The 17,630-nt window shown below is 40.6% G+C and carries 16 protein-coding genes; 12 read left to right on the top strand and 4 right to left on the bottom strand.

All coding sequences use genetic code 11. From position 1 onward, the window contains the following. Positions 1–143: 143 nt before the first annotated feature. On the top strand, positions 144–1,358 hold the full coding sequence (locus tag PaeCFBP13512_RS13480) for a PucR family transcriptional regulator (protein ID WP_161594270.1): 1,215 nt from the start codon (positions 144–146) through the stop codon (positions 1,356–1,358). 232 nt (positions 1,359–1,590) lie between these two features. Continuing rightward, the gene (gene ald, locus PaeCFBP13512_RS13475; protein ID WP_137223723.1) at positions 1,591–2,727 is read left to right on the top strand and encodes an alanine dehydrogenase; all 1,137 of its coding nucleotides are present in this window, start codon (positions 1,591–1,593) and stop codon (positions 2,725–2,727) included. A gap of 176 nt (positions 2,728–2,903) precedes the next feature. On the opposite strand, the gene PaeCFBP13512_RS13470 is transcribed toward ald, so the two are convergent. Continuing rightward, a complete protein-coding gene (locus PaeCFBP13512_RS13470; RefSeq protein WP_137223721.1) occupies positions 2,904–3,170 on the bottom strand; it encodes a hypothetical protein in 267 nt (88 codons plus the stop codon). A gap of 182 nt (positions 3,171–3,352) precedes the next feature. Here PaeCFBP13512_RS13470 and PaeCFBP13512_RS13465 point away from each other — a divergent pair, with 182 nt between their 5' ends. From PaeCFBP13512_RS13465 to PaeCFBP13512_RS13430, 8 genes are all read left to right on the top strand, one after another. Continuing rightward, a complete protein-coding gene (locus PaeCFBP13512_RS13465; RefSeq protein ID WP_137223719.1) occupies positions 3,353–3,625 on the top strand; it encodes a DUF6809 family protein in 273 nt (90 codons plus the stop codon). 249 nt (positions 3,626–3,874) lie between these two features. Next, positions 3,875–5,026, top strand: a complete 1,152-nt coding sequence (locus tag PaeCFBP13512_RS13460) for a YhgE/Pip domain-containing protein (protein ID WP_137223717.1) — start codon at positions 3,875–3,877, stop codon at positions 5,024–5,026. A gap of 107 nt (positions 5,027–5,133) precedes the next feature. Further along, the gene (locus tag PaeCFBP13512_RS13455) at positions 5,134–5,754 is read left to right on the top strand and encodes a TetR/AcrR family transcriptional regulator (RefSeq protein ID WP_069326267.1); all 621 of its coding nucleotides are present in this window, start codon (positions 5,134–5,136) and stop codon (positions 5,752–5,754) included. A 490-nt stretch (positions 5,755–6,244) separates the two neighbouring features. After that, positions 6,245–7,456 (top strand): branched-chain amino acid ABC transporter substrate-binding protein, encoded by a 1,212-nt coding sequence (locus PaeCFBP13512_RS13450; RefSeq protein WP_137223715.1) that lies wholly within the window; start codon positions 6,245–6,247, stop codon positions 7,454–7,456. Positions 7,457–7,587: 131 nt separating this feature from the next. Next, positions 7,588–8,574 carry a branched-chain amino acid ABC transporter permease gene (locus tag PaeCFBP13512_RS13445; RefSeq protein ID WP_137223714.1) on the top strand — a complete coding sequence of 329 codons (987 nt, stop codon included), beginning with the start codon at positions 7,588–7,590 and terminating at the stop codon, positions 8,572–8,574. A gap of 9 nt (positions 8,575–8,583) precedes the next feature. Beyond that, positions 8,584–9,852: a branched-chain amino acid ABC transporter permease gene (locus tag PaeCFBP13512_RS13440; RefSeq protein WP_137223712.1), complete on the top strand. Its 1,269-nt coding sequence runs from the start codon at positions 8,584–8,586 to the stop codon at positions 9,850–9,852. A 65-nt stretch (positions 9,853–9,917) separates the two neighbouring features. Further along, positions 9,918–10,721 carry an ABC transporter ATP-binding protein gene (locus PaeCFBP13512_RS13435; protein ID WP_137223710.1) on the top strand — a complete coding sequence of 268 codons (804 nt, stop codon included), beginning with the start codon at positions 9,918–9,920 and terminating at the stop codon, positions 10,719–10,721. Then, positions 10,718–11,422, top strand: coding sequence for an ABC transporter ATP-binding protein (locus tag PaeCFBP13512_RS13430; protein WP_137223708.1), 705 nt, complete (start codon positions 10,718–10,720; stop codon positions 11,420–11,422). Before PaeCFBP13512_RS13435 ends, PaeCFBP13512_RS13430 begins: the two co-directional genes overlap by 4 nt. A gap of 166 nt (positions 11,423–11,588) precedes the next feature. Here PaeCFBP13512_RS13430 and PaeCFBP13512_RS13425 read toward each other — a convergent pair whose 3' ends face one another. Then, positions 11,589–12,887, bottom strand: a complete 1,299-nt coding sequence (locus tag PaeCFBP13512_RS13425) for an aminotransferase class I/II-fold pyridoxal phosphate-dependent enzyme (protein WP_137223833.1) — start codon at positions 12,885–12,887, stop codon at positions 11,589–11,591. A gap of 193 nt (positions 12,888–13,080) precedes the next feature. Beyond that, a complete protein-coding gene (locus tag PaeCFBP13512_RS13420; protein ID WP_137223706.1) occupies positions 13,081–13,698 on the bottom strand; it encodes a pyridoxamine 5'-phosphate oxidase family protein in 618 nt (205 codons plus the stop codon). A gap of 114 nt (positions 13,699–13,812) precedes the next feature. On the opposite strand from PaeCFBP13512_RS13420, the gene pdxR reads away from it, so the two are divergent. Continuing rightward, positions 13,813–15,348 (top strand): MocR-like pyridoxine biosynthesis transcription factor PdxR, encoded by a 1,536-nt coding sequence (gene pdxR, locus PaeCFBP13512_RS13415; protein ID WP_137223704.1) that lies wholly within the window; start codon positions 13,813–13,815, stop codon positions 15,346–15,348. A gap of 129 nt (positions 15,349–15,477) precedes the next feature. Next, the gene (locus tag PaeCFBP13512_RS13410; protein ID WP_137223702.1) at positions 15,478–16,263 is read left to right on the top strand and encodes a helix-turn-helix domain-containing protein; all 786 of its coding nucleotides are present in this window, start codon (positions 15,478–15,480) and stop codon (positions 16,261–16,263) included. Positions 16,264–16,711: 448 nt separating this feature from the next. Here the strand turns inward: PaeCFBP13512_RS13410 and asd are convergent, their stop codons facing one another. Then, complete coding sequence (gene asd / locus PaeCFBP13512_RS13405) at positions 16,712–17,557, bottom strand: archaetidylserine decarboxylase (protein WP_137223700.1); 846 nt, start codon at positions 17,555–17,557, stop codon at positions 16,712–16,714. Positions 17,558–17,630 lie beyond the last annotated feature (73 nt).

The raw sequence follows: 17,630 nt of genomic DNA, 5'->3' as shown, positions 1-17,630 counted from the left end.
GTGGTGGATCAGGATCAACAGGTTTTTTTGCAATGAATGTCAATTGAATTATCCAGAATTGTAAATTCCAGAAAAAAACAGTATATTCAATAAAGCCTATCATGTATCGAACGGGTAAAATTGCTGACTACAGGTGGTGTACTATGATCCCAAAAATCAACGAAGTGGATATTGATAATTTACAAACATTGGTCGAAAAAATAAGCGAAGTGATGGATACCCCTGTAACGATAGAAGATGCAGAACATCGCCTACTGGCATATAGTTCTCATGATCCTAATTCCGATCCTGCACGCATTGCTACGATCGTGGGCCGCAAAGTTCCAGCAGATGTGGTGCAAGCCTTGTACGAATCAGGAGCTATGCAACAACTACTAGACACATGGGAACCGGTACATGTTCAGGGGATGAGTCAGGTTGGTCTCAATAATCGAATGGCAATCGCAATCCGACACTATGATGAAGTGATCGGTTATATCTGGTTGCTTGAAAATAACGGTTCGTTTACCCCCGAGCAAATCCAACAATTAAAATATAGTGCTAACCTCGCCGCATCCAAAATGATTCAAATGCAAAAGCGTAAACAAAGTATCGACTTTTTCAATCGTTTATTAAAAGGTCGGTTTACTTCAGAACAAGAAGCTCTCATCCAAGCCCGTGAAGTCGGTATTCAAATGCCTGCGTATTCATACATTCTTATGATCGAACAAGAGGATAGCGCGCCAATAAACGATTGGTTAGAAAAAGCATCTCAAGCCGCTAACGAACATGCTGTACGCATTGTTCTTCATGTACGGGAACAACATCGATTGATTCTATTATGTAGTACAGCCAAAACAGCTCTTTCAGTTCTTGCTGTCGAAAAAACGATTATTCCGTTAGTAGATCGTCTCTATACCTTACTGCCACATTCTTCTATTGAGTATGGAGCAGGTAGTGTGGTGCAATCATTGCTAGAGATTAGTCGTAGTTATAACGAAGCACAGCATCTATTGATGTTACACCGCCAATTACCTGAGACATCTTCGATCTTATATTATCCGCAGGCAGGGTTTTACCGTTATCTGTATGCAATGAAGCAAGAAGCCGAGCAATTTCCAGCGTATACTTCGCCACTGGATACGCTAGCCGCTTATGATCAAGAGCATCATAGTCACTTACTGCATACATTAGCTGTATTTCTAGATCACAATAGCGATGCCAAATTAGCCGCACAACAATTGCATGTGCATACCAACACCTTGAATTATCGACTTAAACGAATCGCTGAAGTAGGCAAGATCGATCTGAACAGTATGGCGCAAAAAGTAACTTTATATTTGGAAATCAAGCTTTTGCTATTAGAAGAATCTCAATAAGGGTATATATGTAGTATAAAGATTGTCTTATCATGTAAAATTTCTGATCAATTTTTTAGTATTTTTGCTTACTGAAAATTATCGGGTTAGATTATATAACATATAAGATAATCTTTTGTATTTTTACACAAACTAAAACCTTCAAATTTGGATAATTAGACGATTACATGACATTTTATCTATCCTATAATGATGAGGTAGAGCAAGCACGTACCTTAAAGGAGGAACTGGCATGAGAATTGGAGTCCCGAAAGAAATTAAAAATAACGAGAATCGGGTAGCCATCACCCCTGCGGGTGTAGCAACATTGAGCGGAGCAGGGCACGAGGTCTATATTCAAGCTGGAGCAGGCACAGGTAGTGGATTTACCGATAGTGTCTACGAACAAGCAGGAGCACAGATGCTGGACGAAGCTTCTCAAGTTTGGGCTACCGCAGATATGGTGTTGAAGGTGAAAGAACCGTTACCCTCCGAATATGTTTATTTTCGGGAAGGCTTAATTCTATTCACGTATCTCCATCTTGCCGCAGAACCGAAGCTGGCTGCTGCTCTAATTGAGCACAAAGTGATCGGGATTGCTTATGAGACGGTAGAAGTGAACCGTACCTTACCGTTACTCACGCCAATGAGCGAAGTGGCTGGACGTATGGCAAGTCAGATCGGTGCACAGTTCCTTGAAAGCCCTCATGGAGGAAAAGGTATCTTGCTCAGTGGTGTACCGGGTGTGAAAAAAGGAAAAGTGACGATTATTGGCGGTGGAGTTGTTGGAACCAATGCCGCCAAAATGGCTATCGGCTTGGGAGCCGATGTCACGATTATGGACTTGAACCCAGACCGATTGCGTCAACTGGAAGATATCTTTGGCTCATCGATCCAGACGTTAATCTCCAATCCTTACAATATTGCAGAAGCGGTAGCCGCTTCGGATCTAGTGATTGGAGCAGTACTCATTCCCGGAGCCAAAGCACCGAAATTAGTGACTGAAGCGATGGTACAATCGATGTCGCCTAGCTCTGTGATTGTTGACGTAGCGATCGATCAGGGCGGCATTGTCGAGACGATTGATCGGATTACGACGCATAACGAACCGACTTATGTGAAGCATGGTGTTGTGCATTATGCTGTAGCGAATATGCCGGGTGCTGTGCCAAGAACATCGACGATGGCGTTAACGAATGCGACTCTACCTTATGTGGTACAGATTGCGAAGCAAGGATTAAGAGTAGCACTTGAAAGTAATCCTGCTTTGAAATTAGGTGTAAACACAGCGGCGGGTCGAATGACGTATGCGGCGGTGGCAAGAGATTTGGGATACACGCATGTGGATGTGAATGAAGCGTTGGTGGAGACTTTTGCGGCTTTGAATTGAGGGTTGGATAAACAAAAAAGAGTTACCGCAAGGAAGATGCGGTAGCTCTTTTTGCGATTAGCTAGTTGTGTTTAATTTAGTTGTAGATATCTAACTTCTATACAACAATACATATTTATATGTTCCATTTGCGAAAAAGAAAAGAAGAGTATATTGAATTATACATTTGTAGAATCCTAAGTTAACACTCCAAGCAGATAAGACCAGTCTTTAGGCTCAGTCACAATTTCAAAAAGTAAACCAACTATTACTACACCAATCCCCGCAAATACATTGACTTTTTTCTCACTGATTTTTGTTTTCTCAAATGCAAATATTAGCGCTACCATAAATAACATATAAGATACATTTTTAGCACTATCATTCCAGACAAGACCTACATAATGGGACAAGAATAAGGCTATCCCCAAAGATAAAACGATTAATGGAATACGCATTTTCATTAATAAATACCTCCTTCAATTGGGATATATCTAGTTATAGTATTTAAAGTTATCTTAAACTAAATGTATGCGACTTTCGCATAAATAAATAGGCTTGCTCACTCTGTAGTATATGATGATTATAAGGTATTCAGCCAATCCTATTGAATATATATCCTCAACTACAGAAAGGATACAAAATTATGAGCAGTGTGTTAGAAAGTATCTACTACGGCAACCTACGTCCAGATGAAAAAGCTGTATCTCAGAGCGCAGAATATACACAGATCAGTGAGCAAATATCAGCGAAAATGGCAGAGTGGAAAGTGAAGCTTTCTCCAGAAGAATGGTTAGAACTGGAAACCATGTGGGACTTGTATTACCAGTTGAATAGTATGGATCGTGCAGGTTCATTTACATATGGATTTCGTTTAGGTGGAGAATTGATGATAGAGGTGTTAAAAGGAGAACGTTAAGGTCAGTACAGATTAAATAATAGTAGAGGAGTATGTATATTCTTTATATAGAATTACATATTTTCTAAGCATCTGGTGCAAGTTGCTAGATGCTTTTTTATCGTCTGAACACCATACATATCTAAAATTTAAAATAAAGATTGACAGTAATCGTTTTCAAAATCTATAGTTATCAAACAGTCGTTTAAAACGATTGTTTAAATGTACAAAATAAAGTGAACGGTAGACATAGCCGATACAGGGGGAAATATGAAATCTATTTTTGCAGCATTTATGAAATTACCTACAACCAAAGTAGGGATTGCCACAGCGATTTTGTTTCAGCTTATTTTTACAATTGTATGGATGACAGGCTATCACGGGATAACAGATCGGTTGGATCAATTGAAGGTAGCTGTTGTTAATGAAGATAAAGTGTACGGAGAGCAGTTGATTACCAATCTACAATCTTCACTACCTGTTGGCGTGCAGACAGGAATGACGTTAGCTGAAGCTCAGCAACAATTGCAACAACGTGATGTACAGATGATTATTGAGATTCCAGCTGATTTTTCATCAACTGTACAATCTCAGACTCCTGCGCAATTGCATTATTTTATCAATGAATCCAATCCAATTATGATCAAAAATATGATGACTTCGATTGCGGACAAAGTGACAGCCACTGTTAATCGAGCGGCTGTTGAAAGTGGGCTTAAAGGTGTATTTGCTGGACAACTTGCCGATGATCAAGCACAAACAGCGGCAACGATGATGTCTCAGCGTGTTGTCTCGGATATTCAATCAGTTAATCCTGTACAAGGCATGAATAACCAGATGGTTCCAATGATGATGATCCTAGCTTCCTATGTAGGGGCAATGATTATGGGACAGAATTTCCAAATTTCATCCAAAGCATTAGCAAGTCGGTTCGGACGTTGGTCACGCATGTCTGTGCGATTGTTAGTTACCGCAGGCGCTTCGATTGTGGTGTCACTGGTAGGTACTTCTCTCGTCGCCTTGTTCGGTGGACAATTGGGGCATGGATTTATGGCGTTATGGGGCTTCCAAGCGCTATTCTTATTAACATTTATGCTGGTTGCACAGATGTTTTTATTTGTATTTGATATGGCGGGTATGCTATTTAATATTTTGATTTTGTCTGTACAATTGGTGTCTTCGGGAGCGATGATGCCGCGCGAATTACTACCTGACTTTTACCAGTGGATCGGGTCTGCTTTTCCAGCGACCTATGCTGTACAAGGATTAATGAATCTATTATTCGGTGGCACCGGTGTAGGCAAAGATTGTCTGGCACTTATACTAATTATGGTCTTTGCTCTTATTGTGATCGCTATTGCAACGTCATTACGCAAAGATAAGATGCCTGTCTCACCATTGGTAGCGGTTGCCGAATCTTGATGGTATTATAGAAAGAATATGAGCTGGAAATCGTTAACATTGCAGAGTGTTATTGCAAATGGATTTATTTTCGGCTTTAAGGAATTAGAGGCAGGGAAGTGAACGTGGTGGATAAAGGTGAAGACCATGTTAAAATGCGAATTTTACAAGCAACCAAAAAATTAGCAGCAACTAAAGGATTTGAAGCGACTTCGGTACGAGAAATCTGCAAAGAAGCAAATGCGAATATCTCTCTAGTGTCCTACTATTATGGTGGGAAAGAGCCTTTATTCGAAGCTATGTTGCAGGAATTTATCCCGATTCCTGTATTTTCAGAACAGCTTCGTCATGAAGAAATGAATCCGATTCAAGGTATGAAGCGATTGATTGAACAGATGTATCGCTTTTGTAAATCTGATCCTGAGATTTCTGATATTGTACATCAGGAATTTACGTTACATTCGGAGCGGATCGATATCATTCAAAAGTATACTCTTCCGGTATGGTTGTTACTTCGCCATTACCTAGAAGCAGGTCGGGAACAAGGTGTATTCCATTTTCATTCGCTAGATCATACCTTTTTGCAGGTGATGGGCAGTATTTTATTTGGCAGTAATGAAGCCAAGTCATTAACGATAGTAACATTATTAGATATTCAGCTTGTAGAACAAGGCGATCCGCTAGAAGAACTGATTGTTTATATTCTGCGTGGATTAGGTTGTACGGTTGAACAGATCGATAATAAGTAAGTTGCCAAATGTGAAAAAACTCAAGTTGTTGTGTGACTGAGGCTGTTATTTTTAAAGTTATTCTGTAGTGAAGCCAGAATTTATTTTATCTTTGGATACCACGAAGATACGATCATATTCTGGCTTTTTCTTTCTGAATTAAATGTTACATAAAATAACATAAAAAGCTATTCAAGCTTTATTTATAAAGGTATTAAATGATTATGTACAATAAGCTCACATTTATAAAAGGGTAGCGAGGCCTTATAAAATAATAACCTTTTAATTCATAAATCAGTTAAAAAGAATAAAATAAGTATTGATAACCTAAAATTTCACAGTATAATAAGCATAAATCAGTTAATAATCAATATTAATTATATTATTTGGAATAAGAAGAAATAAATTCTAATTGAATAATATAATGGATATCGTTATACTGATGTAAGAAATAAGCAACATAGTTAATTTAATGTGTTACTAAAGTTAACATTATTAAAGGGGGATTATGATGAGAAGCAAGTGGAGTGGGTTGATGGTCGCAGCATTGATTACAGGATTACTGGCAGGGTGTGGAAATGGAGCAACAAGTTCTTCGGGTTCAGCTGGTGGTTCGACTGCAAGCACAGGTGATAAAGTGATCAAAATTGCTACGCAATCCCCATTATCCGGTGGTAGCTCTATCCAAGGCGAAGCGATTAAGCTTGGTGCTCAGATGTCGATGGAAGATCACAAAGAAGAGTTTAGCAAATTAGGATACTCGCTTGAATTGGTTCCTTATGATGATCAAGGTGATCCCAAAAAAGGGGTAGCCAATGCTGAATTGATCGGTGCAGATCAACAAGTGCTAGGCGTTATTGGACATTTGAACTCCGGTGTATCTATCCCTTCTTCGGTTGTCTACGAAAAATACAACATTCCGATGATCTCCCCTGCAAGTACCGCTACAGAACTTACAGATCGCAAACTCAAAGTGGTAAACCGTGTTGTGGCACGTGATGATTTTCAAGGCCCTGCGGCAGCTGAATATGCTGTCAAAACAGTAGGTGCCAAAAACATTTTTATTATACAGGACAAAACAGCTTACGGTCAGGGATTGGCGGAAGCTTTTCGTGATGCCGCTCAAGCGCAAGGAGCAACTATTTCAGGCTATGAAGGAATCACCGTCGGTGAAAAAGATTTCAACGGTGTACTTAATATTGCGGCTACCCAAAAGCCCGATTTTATATTTTTCGGTGGATTGTATGCAGAAGCAGGTCTGTTGATTAAGCAAGCCCGAGATAAAGGGATTATGGCTCCTATTATGGGCGGAGATGCGCTGGATTCTTCAGGGTTAGTGGATATTGCTGGCGCAGATGTTAAAGGGGCATTGTACAGTTCAGTAGCAGGAGATATCAGTAAATTGCCAGATGGACAAGAATGGACAGCACGTTATAAAGAAGCTTTTGGTAAAAATCCAGAAGGGTACTCTGTCTATGCTTATGATTCGATGACGGTCATGTTAGAAGCAATCAAAACAGCGATGGGTTCAGGAACAGAAGCACCTGCTCGTGATGCGGTACGAGATGCCGTGCGTGCGACCAAAGATTTTGAAGGTGTTGCGACTAAAGTGAGCTTTGATGATATTGGGGACAATGCGTATGCGAAAGTCTTTATTTACAAATTCGCAGATGCCACGTATCCAGGGTCACTGGAAGCAGAGATTGCTCAACCTGCCAAATAAAAACTTTGATGTACACCAAAAGCCAAAAGGTATGTGCTGTGATATACACATCTTTTGGCTTTTGTTTTAGAGAATTTTTGCAAAATCATCCTATAGCTAAATGACGATGAACGTATGAAGGGAGTAACTGAATGTTCTCAAGTATTTTGCAAACTTTACCTCAAGTATTGATTGATGGTCTGGCGCTAGGTGCAATCTATGCGGTTGTAGCACTCGGTTATACGATGGTATACGGTATTCTCGAATTAATTAACTTTGCGCATGGTGAGATTTTTATGACCGGAGCATTTGTAGGGACAGCGGTGCTTTTTATTTTTCAAGGAGCAGGATGGTTAACCGGCATGCCGGCATGGTTATCGTATGTACTGATTATTCTGATTGCTATGCTGGTCACCGGTGCGCTTGGTGTCGGGATTGAAAGGGTGGCTTATCGACCGTTACGCAAAGCGCCCAAGTTAATCTTATTGATCTCTGCATTTGGTGTCTCGTTCGTTTTGCAAGATGTGATTCGATTTATTGCTGAACTTAAAACAGGTAACTATATTATCAGCACTCCGCAATTATTTGATCAACGTTATCAATTACCTCTTTCTTCGATATCCAGCTGGTTTACCGATGCTTCCGTCAAAGCGAATACTTTGTTTATTTTTGCTATTGCGATTGTATTAATGATTGGACTTGATATTTTTGTAAATCGTACCAAATGGGGCGGAGCGATGCGTGCAGTTGCGCAAGATCGAGAAACAGCTTCGCTGATGTCTATTAATGTGAATAAAGTGATTGTATTAACCTTTTTTATCGGTTCTGCTCTGGGTGGATCAACAGGGGTATTATTTGCACAACAATATGGAACGATTGATCCGTATATTGGATTTATTCTAGGGCTCAAAGCATTTACAGCCGCTGTGCTTGGAGGTATTGGAAATATTCGAGGTGCGATGTTCGGCGGGATCGTGCTGGGTGTACTTGAAATGTTTGCTTCATCGAATCTGGGCATTTTGACAGGTGGTAACTTTGGAGCAGAGTACAAAGATGTTTTTGCCTTTATGATTCTGATCATCGTATTGATTTTCAAACCGGAGGGTATATTCGGCAAAGCAATCAAAGAGAAAGTGTAGGTGACACCGATGGGAAAGATACAAACGATGTTGCAAGCGAATAAACTTGCACAAGGATTATTATTAGCCGCATTTATACTTGTAACCGCAGGCGCTGTCTATCTGATCGATCGTTCGGTCACTGCCTTTCTTTTGATGCTGGCTTCGCTGTTGCTATTGTACTATACGTCTTTTAGTAACGGGATGAAATGGAGTATTGCTGTTTTTCTATTAGTGATTGTGATTCCATTTGCGACTTCAGGCGGCACCTCACGTGAATCGTATATGGAAGTGGCGACCCAGTGCGGTATCTATGTAGCGATGGCACTCGGGCTGAATATTGTAGTAGGATTTGCAGGATTGTTGGATATGGGATTTATTGCTTTTTTCGCTGTAGGGGCTTATACATACGGCATTTTTGCGACAGGGCAAGCCAATAATTTTATATCGGGTGAACTCTTTCCGTTATCCGGTGGAAGCTTCTGGATTTTTATTCTTATTGGTGGCTTTATAGCAGGGATCTTCGGCATATTGCTCGGTCTGCCTGTGCTACGTGTCAAAGGTGATTATTTAGCGATTGTGACACTGGGCTTCGGGGAGATCATTCGTATTATTTTTAACAATTTAGAAAAGCCGATCAATATTACAAATGGCGCGATGGGCTTATCTTCGATTCAACCGCCTGATTTGTTTGGCTTTCAATTTACATTTCCGCACCAATTTTATTTTATTGTGATCGGGATATTGTTAATTGTGATCTTTGCTGTGAGACGGTTAGAACATTCACGTCTTGGTCGTTCATGGAAAGCAGTACGTGAAAATGAAATTGCTGCTCAGTCGATGGGTATTCCGCTCATCCGTACCAAGTTGATGGCTTTTGCGATTGGTGCTTCTTTTTCAGGAATGATGGGTGTGGTATTCGCAGCGAAGCAGACCTTTATTGATCCGACCAGCTTTACTTTAATTGAGTCAATTACGATTCTAGTGATGGTCGTATTGGGCGGAATGGGGAGTGTGCCCGGTGTGATCTTAGGAGCAAGTCTAGTAACGATTCTGAATTTGCAGGTATTGACTGAATTTACAAGCTGGCTTAATCAATTGTCTCAGCAAGGAATTTTTGAAGTGCCGAATGCGTTATCTCCTTCTAAAATGCAACGCTTTATTTTCGGTATGATCTTGATTCTGGTGGCTGTTTTCCGTCCTCATGGATTGATTGCTGCTAGAAATCGCAAACTTCCTCCAGAAGCGGTCAAAGATCCGTCTCCACCGTTATCCAAGCCAGAGGTACAACCCGATTAAAGGCGATCGGACTAAGGGAAATAGCGAATCAATCGAGCAATATTCAATTAGAAAGGAGCATATGAATGAGTGATCACCAGAAACATAATGTGTTGAAAGTGACTAATCTGATAAAGCGCTTTGGTGGATTGACGGCTGTAAACGGAGTGAATTTTGATTTTCCTAAAGGGCAGATTTCAGCAGTAATCGGTCCCAATGGCGCAGGGAAAACCACTTTTTTCAATATGATTACAGGCATATATGTACCGGACAAAGGTAATATTGAACTGGATGGAGAATCGATTGTGAATATTAAGCCTGATCGGATTACCAGTCGCGGGATTGCACGTACTTTTCAAAATATTCGCTTGTTCGGGAGTATGACGGTTCTTGAAAATGTGCAGGTCGGTATGCATATTCATCTCAAAACAGGGATTGTCGGCACATTGTTAAATTTACCTCGTGTCCGTCATGAAGAACATGATGCTCAACGTGAAGCTTATCGGTTATTAGAATACGTAGGTCTTGCTGATTGGTATAACGAAGAAGCAAGCAGTCTATCATATGGAGCACAGCGGCGCTTAGAAATTGCCCGCGCGCTTGCCGCTAAGCCCAAAGTATTACTGTTAGATGAACCCGCCGCAGGCATGAATCCCCGTGAGACATCTGAATTGACTGGATTGATTCGCCGAATACAGCAAGAACTCAATATTTCAATTATTTTGATTGAGCATGATATGAAATTAGTGATGGAATTATCTCATCATATTCTTGTACTGGATCATGGAGAAAAGATTGCTGAAGGTGGACCAGAAGATATTCGTTCTAATCCGAAAGTGATCGAAGCATATCTCGGTAAAAGTGCGGTCGAGGAGGAGATACAGATATGAGTCTGGTGGAATTGAAAAATGTACAAGCTTTTTACGGTGGAATCGAAGCACTCAAAGGAATCAATCTAGAAGTCAAAGCAGGCGAAATCGTAACATTGATCGGTTCTAATGGTGCAGGCAAATCTACGACACTCAAATCAATCTGCGGTCAAGTACAGACTAAAGGTGAAATCTGGTTCGATGGCCAAAAGATTACCTCGCTTGAACCGCATGTGATTGCACAAAGTGGGATTGCTCATGTACCGGAAGGACGACGTATTTTTCCACGTTTAACTGTGAAAGAGAATTTGGAAATGGGTGCTTTTTCAGTCAAAAGTAAAAAGCTGATCAAAGAGCGAATTGAAAAGTCATTTGTTTATTTTCCACGGCTTAAAGAGCGTTATCATCAGACTGGCGGAACGATGAGTGGAGGCGAACAGCAGATGCTTGCGATTGCTAGAGGACTAATGATGAATCCCAAAATTCTACTCTTGGATGAACCTTCGATGGGATTGGCTCCCGTATTGGTAGATCAGATTTTTGAGATTATTCAGGAGTTGAATAGTACAGGAATGACGATTCTACTGGTAGAGCAAAATGCGTATCAAGCGCTACAGATTGCGCATCGGGGATATGTGATTCAGACAGGGGAGATTATTTTGCAGGATGATGCGAAGGTACTTCTGACGAATAATCAGGTGAGGGAAGCTTATTTGGCATAAGTTCATTGGTTTTGAACATAGTTGAATATAACCGCTACAGAAAATACGTTGTTCTTATTGTCACTGATGGTGGTCTTTATGGATACAAAGTAAAAAAGCTCTTGTCGTGTAGTGATCTCGACAGGAGCTTTTTGCTTATAAATAAGAAAAGTTAAATATAAATCAATCAGCCTTTTTTCACATCTTGAACCGCTTGATAGATCAAGTTGAACAGATCTTCCAAATATTCTTCTGCAATACAAGAGAAAGCGATACGTAGATCATGTGCACCTAGTGCGATTGTACCGACTTCATATTCACGTAATAAGCGTAGACGTACATCTTCAGCAGAGACATCTTTTAATTTCAAACACATAAAGTAACCGGAGTTAAAAGGATAGTATTCCCATGTGTCTGCGTATTGATCAGTGCTGAGCAGTTCTTTAACTTTGTTCGCTCTGCCCTTCATCACTTGGAACTTTTCTTCTTTTTGCGCTTCGAAATTAGGGTCTTGTAATGCTTTCAAAATAAATGTCTGGGATGGGTGCGGTCCGCTGGAAATGGTTGCACGGATAATACCCAGTGTTTTTTGTTCCAACGCGACAATCGCTTCAAGATCTTGTGCGCCATACGTGATAAAACCGACACGGAATCCCCATACATATTCTTCTTTCGTCGCACCATCGACTTTGATCGGTAAAATACGAGGATGCAAGTCAAGCAATGATCCGAACAACGATTCATGCAGAGAATCTTCGAAAAACAATCCGAAATAAGCATCATCTGTAACCACAACGACATTGATTCCAGCTTCAGCGGCTTCGTTAATGGCAACTACAATTTTTTTACCGTCTGCTACACTTGGGGTATAACCTGTTGGGTTATTTGGGAAGTTCAAGACAACAATCGCTTTACCTTTTTCTTTTTGCGCGAGTAGAGCATCTCGTAATCCATCACTATTGAATGTCATTTCTTCTGTAAATAATGGATAAGTGATGATCTCAGCTCCGCGACGAACTGCGAAAGTAAGTTCATAGTTTTCCCAGTTTTTATCTGGATATATAACAGCATCGCCTACATCTGCGAACAGATCCGCTACAATACTTAGACCATGAGTCAACGCATTGGTTACGATAGGATTGCTGAATTTTTTATCTTGTAGTGAAGGATTGTCTTTGATCATTTTCTCACGCCATACACTGCGCAATTCTGGTTTGCCAGCAGGAGGAGCATAAGGATACAGATCTTTAGGTGCAAAAGCAGACAACGAATCTTGTAGAACCTTCAAATGCATGGGCCCGCCATTTTCGGTTGCAATTCCAATCGTTGCATTATATTTTTTAGCCTGGCTTGATGCTTCTGCCGATTGGCTTAATATACCTTCTTTAGGGAAATAAATCTCTTTACCAAGAGTGGATAGCATCTCATAAATGTGAGGGCTATCTGTTTTCAATTTCGCGTTCAATTGTCCAGCCAGTGGGTTCATCGTTTTCATCCTTCCAGGTCTGTTAAATAATGAATCAGCCGCACCTGATGATAATGGAACAGTAGAAGTTCGCCTGATTTCTGCTGCCCTAGTATATCATTTTTCGCGCGGAAGTGTCACCGTGTAGGAAGTGAAATTTGATGGGTTAGTTGTGAATATGATGTGAATATTAAATGATTTAAGACGATATGCTTCAACTTTGGTGATGCGGGCAATATTTTTTCATCATTTCGATCGTTGTGAGATCATCATCCAGACCTCGTTTTTGTAGTCCATCCATAATATGTTGACGTTCTTCTTCTTTAGCATTTTGACCAAATTTGAATTTGGCTGTCCACTCCTGCGGGACAATTTTGATCAAAGCGACCCCGTTTAGCCGCGGAATATAACGAGGATCTTTGGCATCAATCGTATCATAGCCACCTTCAGGTTGAAGCTTGTGCATAAAGATCGAAAAGGCACCTGCTTTTTCTTCCAGATCGGTAATCAATTCTGCATGACCACGTACCGTAACACTTTTGAAAAAGGCAGAAGCCGGACATGCCATTTCAGCATCGGTAAAGTAAGAAGGGATTAACGCATACTCTTTCGCTACTGAAAACGTCACACGTGTATCATTTTTAAGCAATTTCATTTTTTCGCCTGCACGACTACCATGAATATAAAATACACCATTACCATAAGCAAAATTAAGTGGAGTCACACGTGGAAATCCATCTTCATGACTCATTCCCAGAAATCCAAAACTCATTTCCTCCAAAAATAACGCCAATTCTTCTTCTTCCTCTATCGTAAATTCTTTTCTTCTCATCGGTATCTCTCCTTCTCTCTGTTGACCAAATCTTATTTTCAGCATATGCTACAATTGGATTAGTCAAAAGAGCCAATTTGAATGAAAATAAGTAGTCCAATAAAGGAGAACGTTATGGATATTACTATTGCTTATCAGCGTGCTATTCAGACGTATCAGCACAAATATCTAGCGTTATACCATGCCTTACGGGAAGGGATTCTAGGTGGGTCACTTGCCAGTGGAACACGTTTACCTTCTACTCGTGATCTGGCTGCGATGTACGGATTATCGCGTGGAAGTGTATCGGAAGCATATGATATGTTACTGGCTGAAGGATATGTTCAATCTGCTGTCGGTAAAGGAACATTTGTAATTGAACAGCCTATTGTGTCTGGCAAAGAAGTACATATTGAAGCATCATCTTACATAAATGAAAAAGCACCTTTGTCTTCTTTATCTGTATGGGGACAGCGTATTATCCAAATGGAACAAGAAATTATACAGTTTCGAAAAGATCATTCTGATCAGAGAGATGACCAGACTCATTCTGCTATAAGTAACACTCGTCCGCCACTAGAGCAGATTTCTTTTCAATCAGGAGACATTATGTTAGAAGGAAGTTCGCAGACTTCTTGGAAAAGTGCCATGTCTGCTGCTAGCAAAGATTTGCAAAAATCTACTACTGATTCAGCACTTACGACTGTGCAAGGAGATATTGGGTTACGTGAAGCGATCTGCAATCATGTAGGAAGAACAAGAGGAATTACAGCGACTGCTGAACAAGTTGTATTATGTAGCGGTTCGATGGAAGTGATTACATTGTTGTGCCAGTTGTTGATCAATGAAGATGATCAAGTGATTCTGGAAGATCCTTGTTATTCGGGTATGCGGCGTGCGATTATAGCTTGCGGAGGAGTGATCCAGCCGGCTCCACTAGATAAACATGGTGTTATTCCGCAGGATTGGAAGGCTAGATTGTTATTTGTAACGCCGGGTCGCCAATTTCCTACAGGTGCTGTTTTACCATTGGCTCGTCGTCAACAGCTACTAGAGTGGGCGAATACCCATGGTGCATGGATTATCGAAGATGATTATGATAGCGAATTTCGCTGGTCAGGTCGTCCTATCGAACCGCTTAAAGCATTGGATCAAACAGATAGCGTTATCTATGTCGGTTCCTTTTCCAAAAGCATGTTCAGCAGTCTTCGTCTTGGTTATGCGATCTTGCCAACTGTGCTTGCTGAAGCTTTAACGGCTGCTAAGCGATTATATGATCCATTACCGCCTGCTCGATTAGAACAAAGAGCACTGGCACGATTTATGATCCGTGGTGATTATGTACGCCATTTGCGCCGTATGACCCGATTATATCGTTCCCGTTACGATGTTTTTCAACAATCTATTCAAGAAGAGCGATTGGATGAACTATTTGATTGGCAACAAACCGATTGCGGTCTACATGCCTATGCCACATGGAAGCACGATGCTACCCGGTACAATCAATGGATGACAATTGCTCGCACATACGGTGTGATCTGGCGCGATGCTGCTGATTATCAGTTAACGCCTAGCGCTTCATCGGCGTGCTTTATTTTCGCTCATTTATCAGAGCCTCAGATCATGGAAGGTGTTAAGCGTCTTCGGCAATCTTGGGAAAGTCTACAATAGAAGGATTGACGATTACAGACTTTTTGGTCAATATAAAGTAAAGTTATCTAAAACATAGCTATACAAACTATTTCATCATCAACCTATATTCAAATTAAAAATAAATCTAAAACCAAGGAGGGTTGAGTGATGCTGAATTTGTCACCTTCTTCATTTATACTAAAACCAGCGTTTGCCAAAATCTTTTGCGAACCGGAATGGCGCTGGCCCAAAAGAGAGAAACCGATGCCGAACTATGACTTGTTCTATGTATGGAGTGGCGAAGGAGAATTAATGTTGAACGGCGAGGCTTATCCAATCAGTCAAGGAAGTTGCTTTTTGTTTTATCCTGGGGATGAGACAACAGCAACACACAATCCGCAAAAGCCGCTAGTCCTTACCTATATTCACTTCGATATTGCTGAACCTGCACAAATGATTCCTGTACGTTATCGCAAATTAGACGAACGGATTGATTTTGAATATATGCTTGTACGGTATGTGAGACTATTTCTTGAACACGCTTTTGCCGCAGAAGAAGAAGCGAAGTTGATTCTGAAGCAATTAATGATTCATTTACTGCGTGAAGATCAGCGTCAACCCGTTGAACGTAAAGTCAGTAACCAACTGAGTGAAGTGGTGCAAGAGATTGCTAACTATATTCGTCAGCATCCAAGTCTAGCTCACCGGGTAGAAGATTTGGCTTCTCGGGCTGGTTTGTCGCCACGCTATTTTTCGATCAAATTCAAAGAGTTAATAGGTGTATCTGTGCAATCGTATATCATTAAGATGCGGATTGAGCGGGCAGAGCATTTACTGGTCTATACTGGAATGAATGTGACTGAGGTCGCCGATGCGCTGGGGTATCGTGATATTTTCTTTTTCAGCCGTCAATTCAAGCAATACACAGGCAAAAGCCCCTCAGAAATTAGATAAAGTTATCGATTTACTGCGTATCAGGATATTCTGCGAACTTTGCATTTTACATGATGCTTGATTTAAGATGAGTATACTCGTGATTACAGTTTGTTTCACAATAATTGTCAACGGGTAATACTTGTCATGTTAACGTAATGTAAATGGAAGGAGGAATATACCTAATGCGTTTTAGACAGCGGATTCGTAACAGAGGCGGTTCATCTACAGCAGGCAAAAACATTTTTCGCAATCGGCTGCGTCGATTTAAAGGATCGACGACTGTAACTGAATCATGGTTTTAAGCAAACCATATACTTAAGCCGTTCATTTAACTCATAAGAAGCTTGTTGAATGCTTATTCAGCAATCTACTATATATAGCATAACTCAATCATTATTGGTTGACGCATAACAGAAAGACAGCCCTATTTGAAAGTATTCTTTCAAGCAGGGCTGTCTTTCTATTCCTATTCTTTGATAGATCCTATACTTTCAGGTGCAACACGACGATACGGTCGAGTTGCTTGTAGATCCACTAATGTACCTAGACTCTCACCCATTTTGACTTTGCTGCCAATCTGTAACTGTTCATTAGCTACAAATGTTCCTTGTTGTACCAGAAGCACAACGGTAGAACCAAATTCAAAATAAGCAAGTTCATCACCTTTTTGCCATGAGGTGCGTTCAGGATCAGCATATTGAATACTACTTACATTTAATGCACCTACTTTGACGACAGCCACTTCGCCACAATCATGAGACATATACGTAATTAATCGTTCATTACGACTAAGTACAGAACGCATAAAGGTCATGCCTTTATCATTAACAGGATAGACTTTACCCGGAATATGCTCTGATTCAGTTTGTCTACCGGTAACCGGTGAATGAATACGATGGTAATCGGTTGGGCTTAAATACAACACAAACATATATCCGTCTTTGTATGACTCCATACGTGGAGAATAATTAAGTAGTTCTTCCAGTAAGTAATCTTGGCCTTTCACTTGAGGAATAACATTATGCTGAAGTGGACCCATTGCTGTAATCACAGCATCCACCGGACTCACAAGCGACATCGGATCGGCATCAATCGGACGCATACCCGGACGAAGTCGACGTGTGAAAAATTCATTAAGGCTATTATAATCTTGTATATTTTTTTCTGCTTCTTCCGCTGGAATATGATATGCCTGAATAAATTTCGGGATAAATTTCCGGCTGGCCCGTGATTTAGCGAAGCTTCCTGTAAGCCGCGAAACCCACTTGCGTGAAGATAACTCGGTCATCAGGCGAAACACTGTATTGGCCATAATCAAGTTGAACCCCTTTCTACATTCGGGAAAACGATAAAGATGCAAAGCAAACTATCTTAAAATAAAGTTC

This window comes from Paenibacillus sp. CFBP13512 (assembly GCF_005233705.1).
Classification (GTDB): Bacteria; Bacillota; Bacilli; order Paenibacillales; family Paenibacillaceae; genus Saccharibacillus; species Saccharibacillus nuruki.
This window is presented reverse-complemented; position numbering and strand designations above follow the sequence as displayed.

Bases quoted from the DNA above. Each gene is read 5' to 3' on its own strand.
- PaeCFBP13512_RS13480 (WP_161594270.1), top strand. From the start codon at position 144: ATGATCCCAAAAATCAACGAAGTGGATATTGATAATTTACAAACATTG.
- ald (WP_137223723.1), top strand. From the start codon at position 1,591: ATGAGAATTGGAGTCCCGAAAGAAATTAAAAATAACGAGAATCGGGTA.
- PaeCFBP13512_RS13470 (WP_137223721.1), bottom strand. From the start codon at position 3,170: ATGAAAATGCGTATTCCATTAATCGTTTTATCTTTGGGGATAGCCTTA.
- PaeCFBP13512_RS13465 (WP_137223719.1), top strand. From the start codon at position 3,353: ATGAGCAGTGTGTTAGAAAGTATCTACTACGGCAACCTACGTCCAGAT.
- PaeCFBP13512_RS13460 (WP_137223717.1), top strand. From the start codon at position 3,875: ATGAAATCTATTTTTGCAGCATTTATGAAATTACCTACAACCAAAGTA.
- PaeCFBP13512_RS13450 (WP_137223715.1), top strand. From the start codon at position 6,245: ATGAGAAGCAAGTGGAGTGGGTTGATGGTCGCAGCATTGATTACAGGA.
- PaeCFBP13512_RS13445 (WP_137223714.1), top strand. From the start codon at position 7,588: ATGTTCTCAAGTATTTTGCAAACTTTACCTCAAGTATTGATTGATGGT.
- PaeCFBP13512_RS13440 (WP_137223712.1), top strand. From the start codon at position 8,584: ATGGGAAAGATACAAACGATGTTGCAAGCGAATAAACTTGCACAAGGA.
- PaeCFBP13512_RS13435 (WP_137223710.1), top strand. From the start codon at position 9,918: ATGAGTGATCACCAGAAACATAATGTGTTGAAAGTGACTAATCTGATA.
- PaeCFBP13512_RS13430 (WP_137223708.1), top strand. From the start codon at position 10,718: ATGAGTCTGGTGGAATTGAAAAATGTACAAGCTTTTTACGGTGGAATC.
- PaeCFBP13512_RS13425 (WP_137223833.1), bottom strand. From the start codon at position 12,887: ATGAACCCACTGGCTGGACAATTGAACGCGAAATTGAAAACAGATAGC.
- PaeCFBP13512_RS13420 (WP_137223706.1), bottom strand. From the start codon at position 13,698: ATGAGAAGAAAAGAATTTACGATAGAGGAAGAAGAAGAATTGGCGTTA.
- pdxR (WP_137223704.1), top strand. From the start codon at position 13,813: ATGGATATTACTATTGCTTATCAGCGTGCTATTCAGACGTATCAGCAC.
- PaeCFBP13512_RS13410 (WP_137223702.1), top strand. From the start codon at position 15,478: ATGCTGAATTTGTCACCTTCTTCATTTATACTAAAACCAGCGTTTGCC.
- asd (WP_137223700.1), bottom strand. From the start codon at position 17,557: ATGGCCAATACAGTGTTTCGCCTGATGACCGAGTTATCTTCACGCAAG.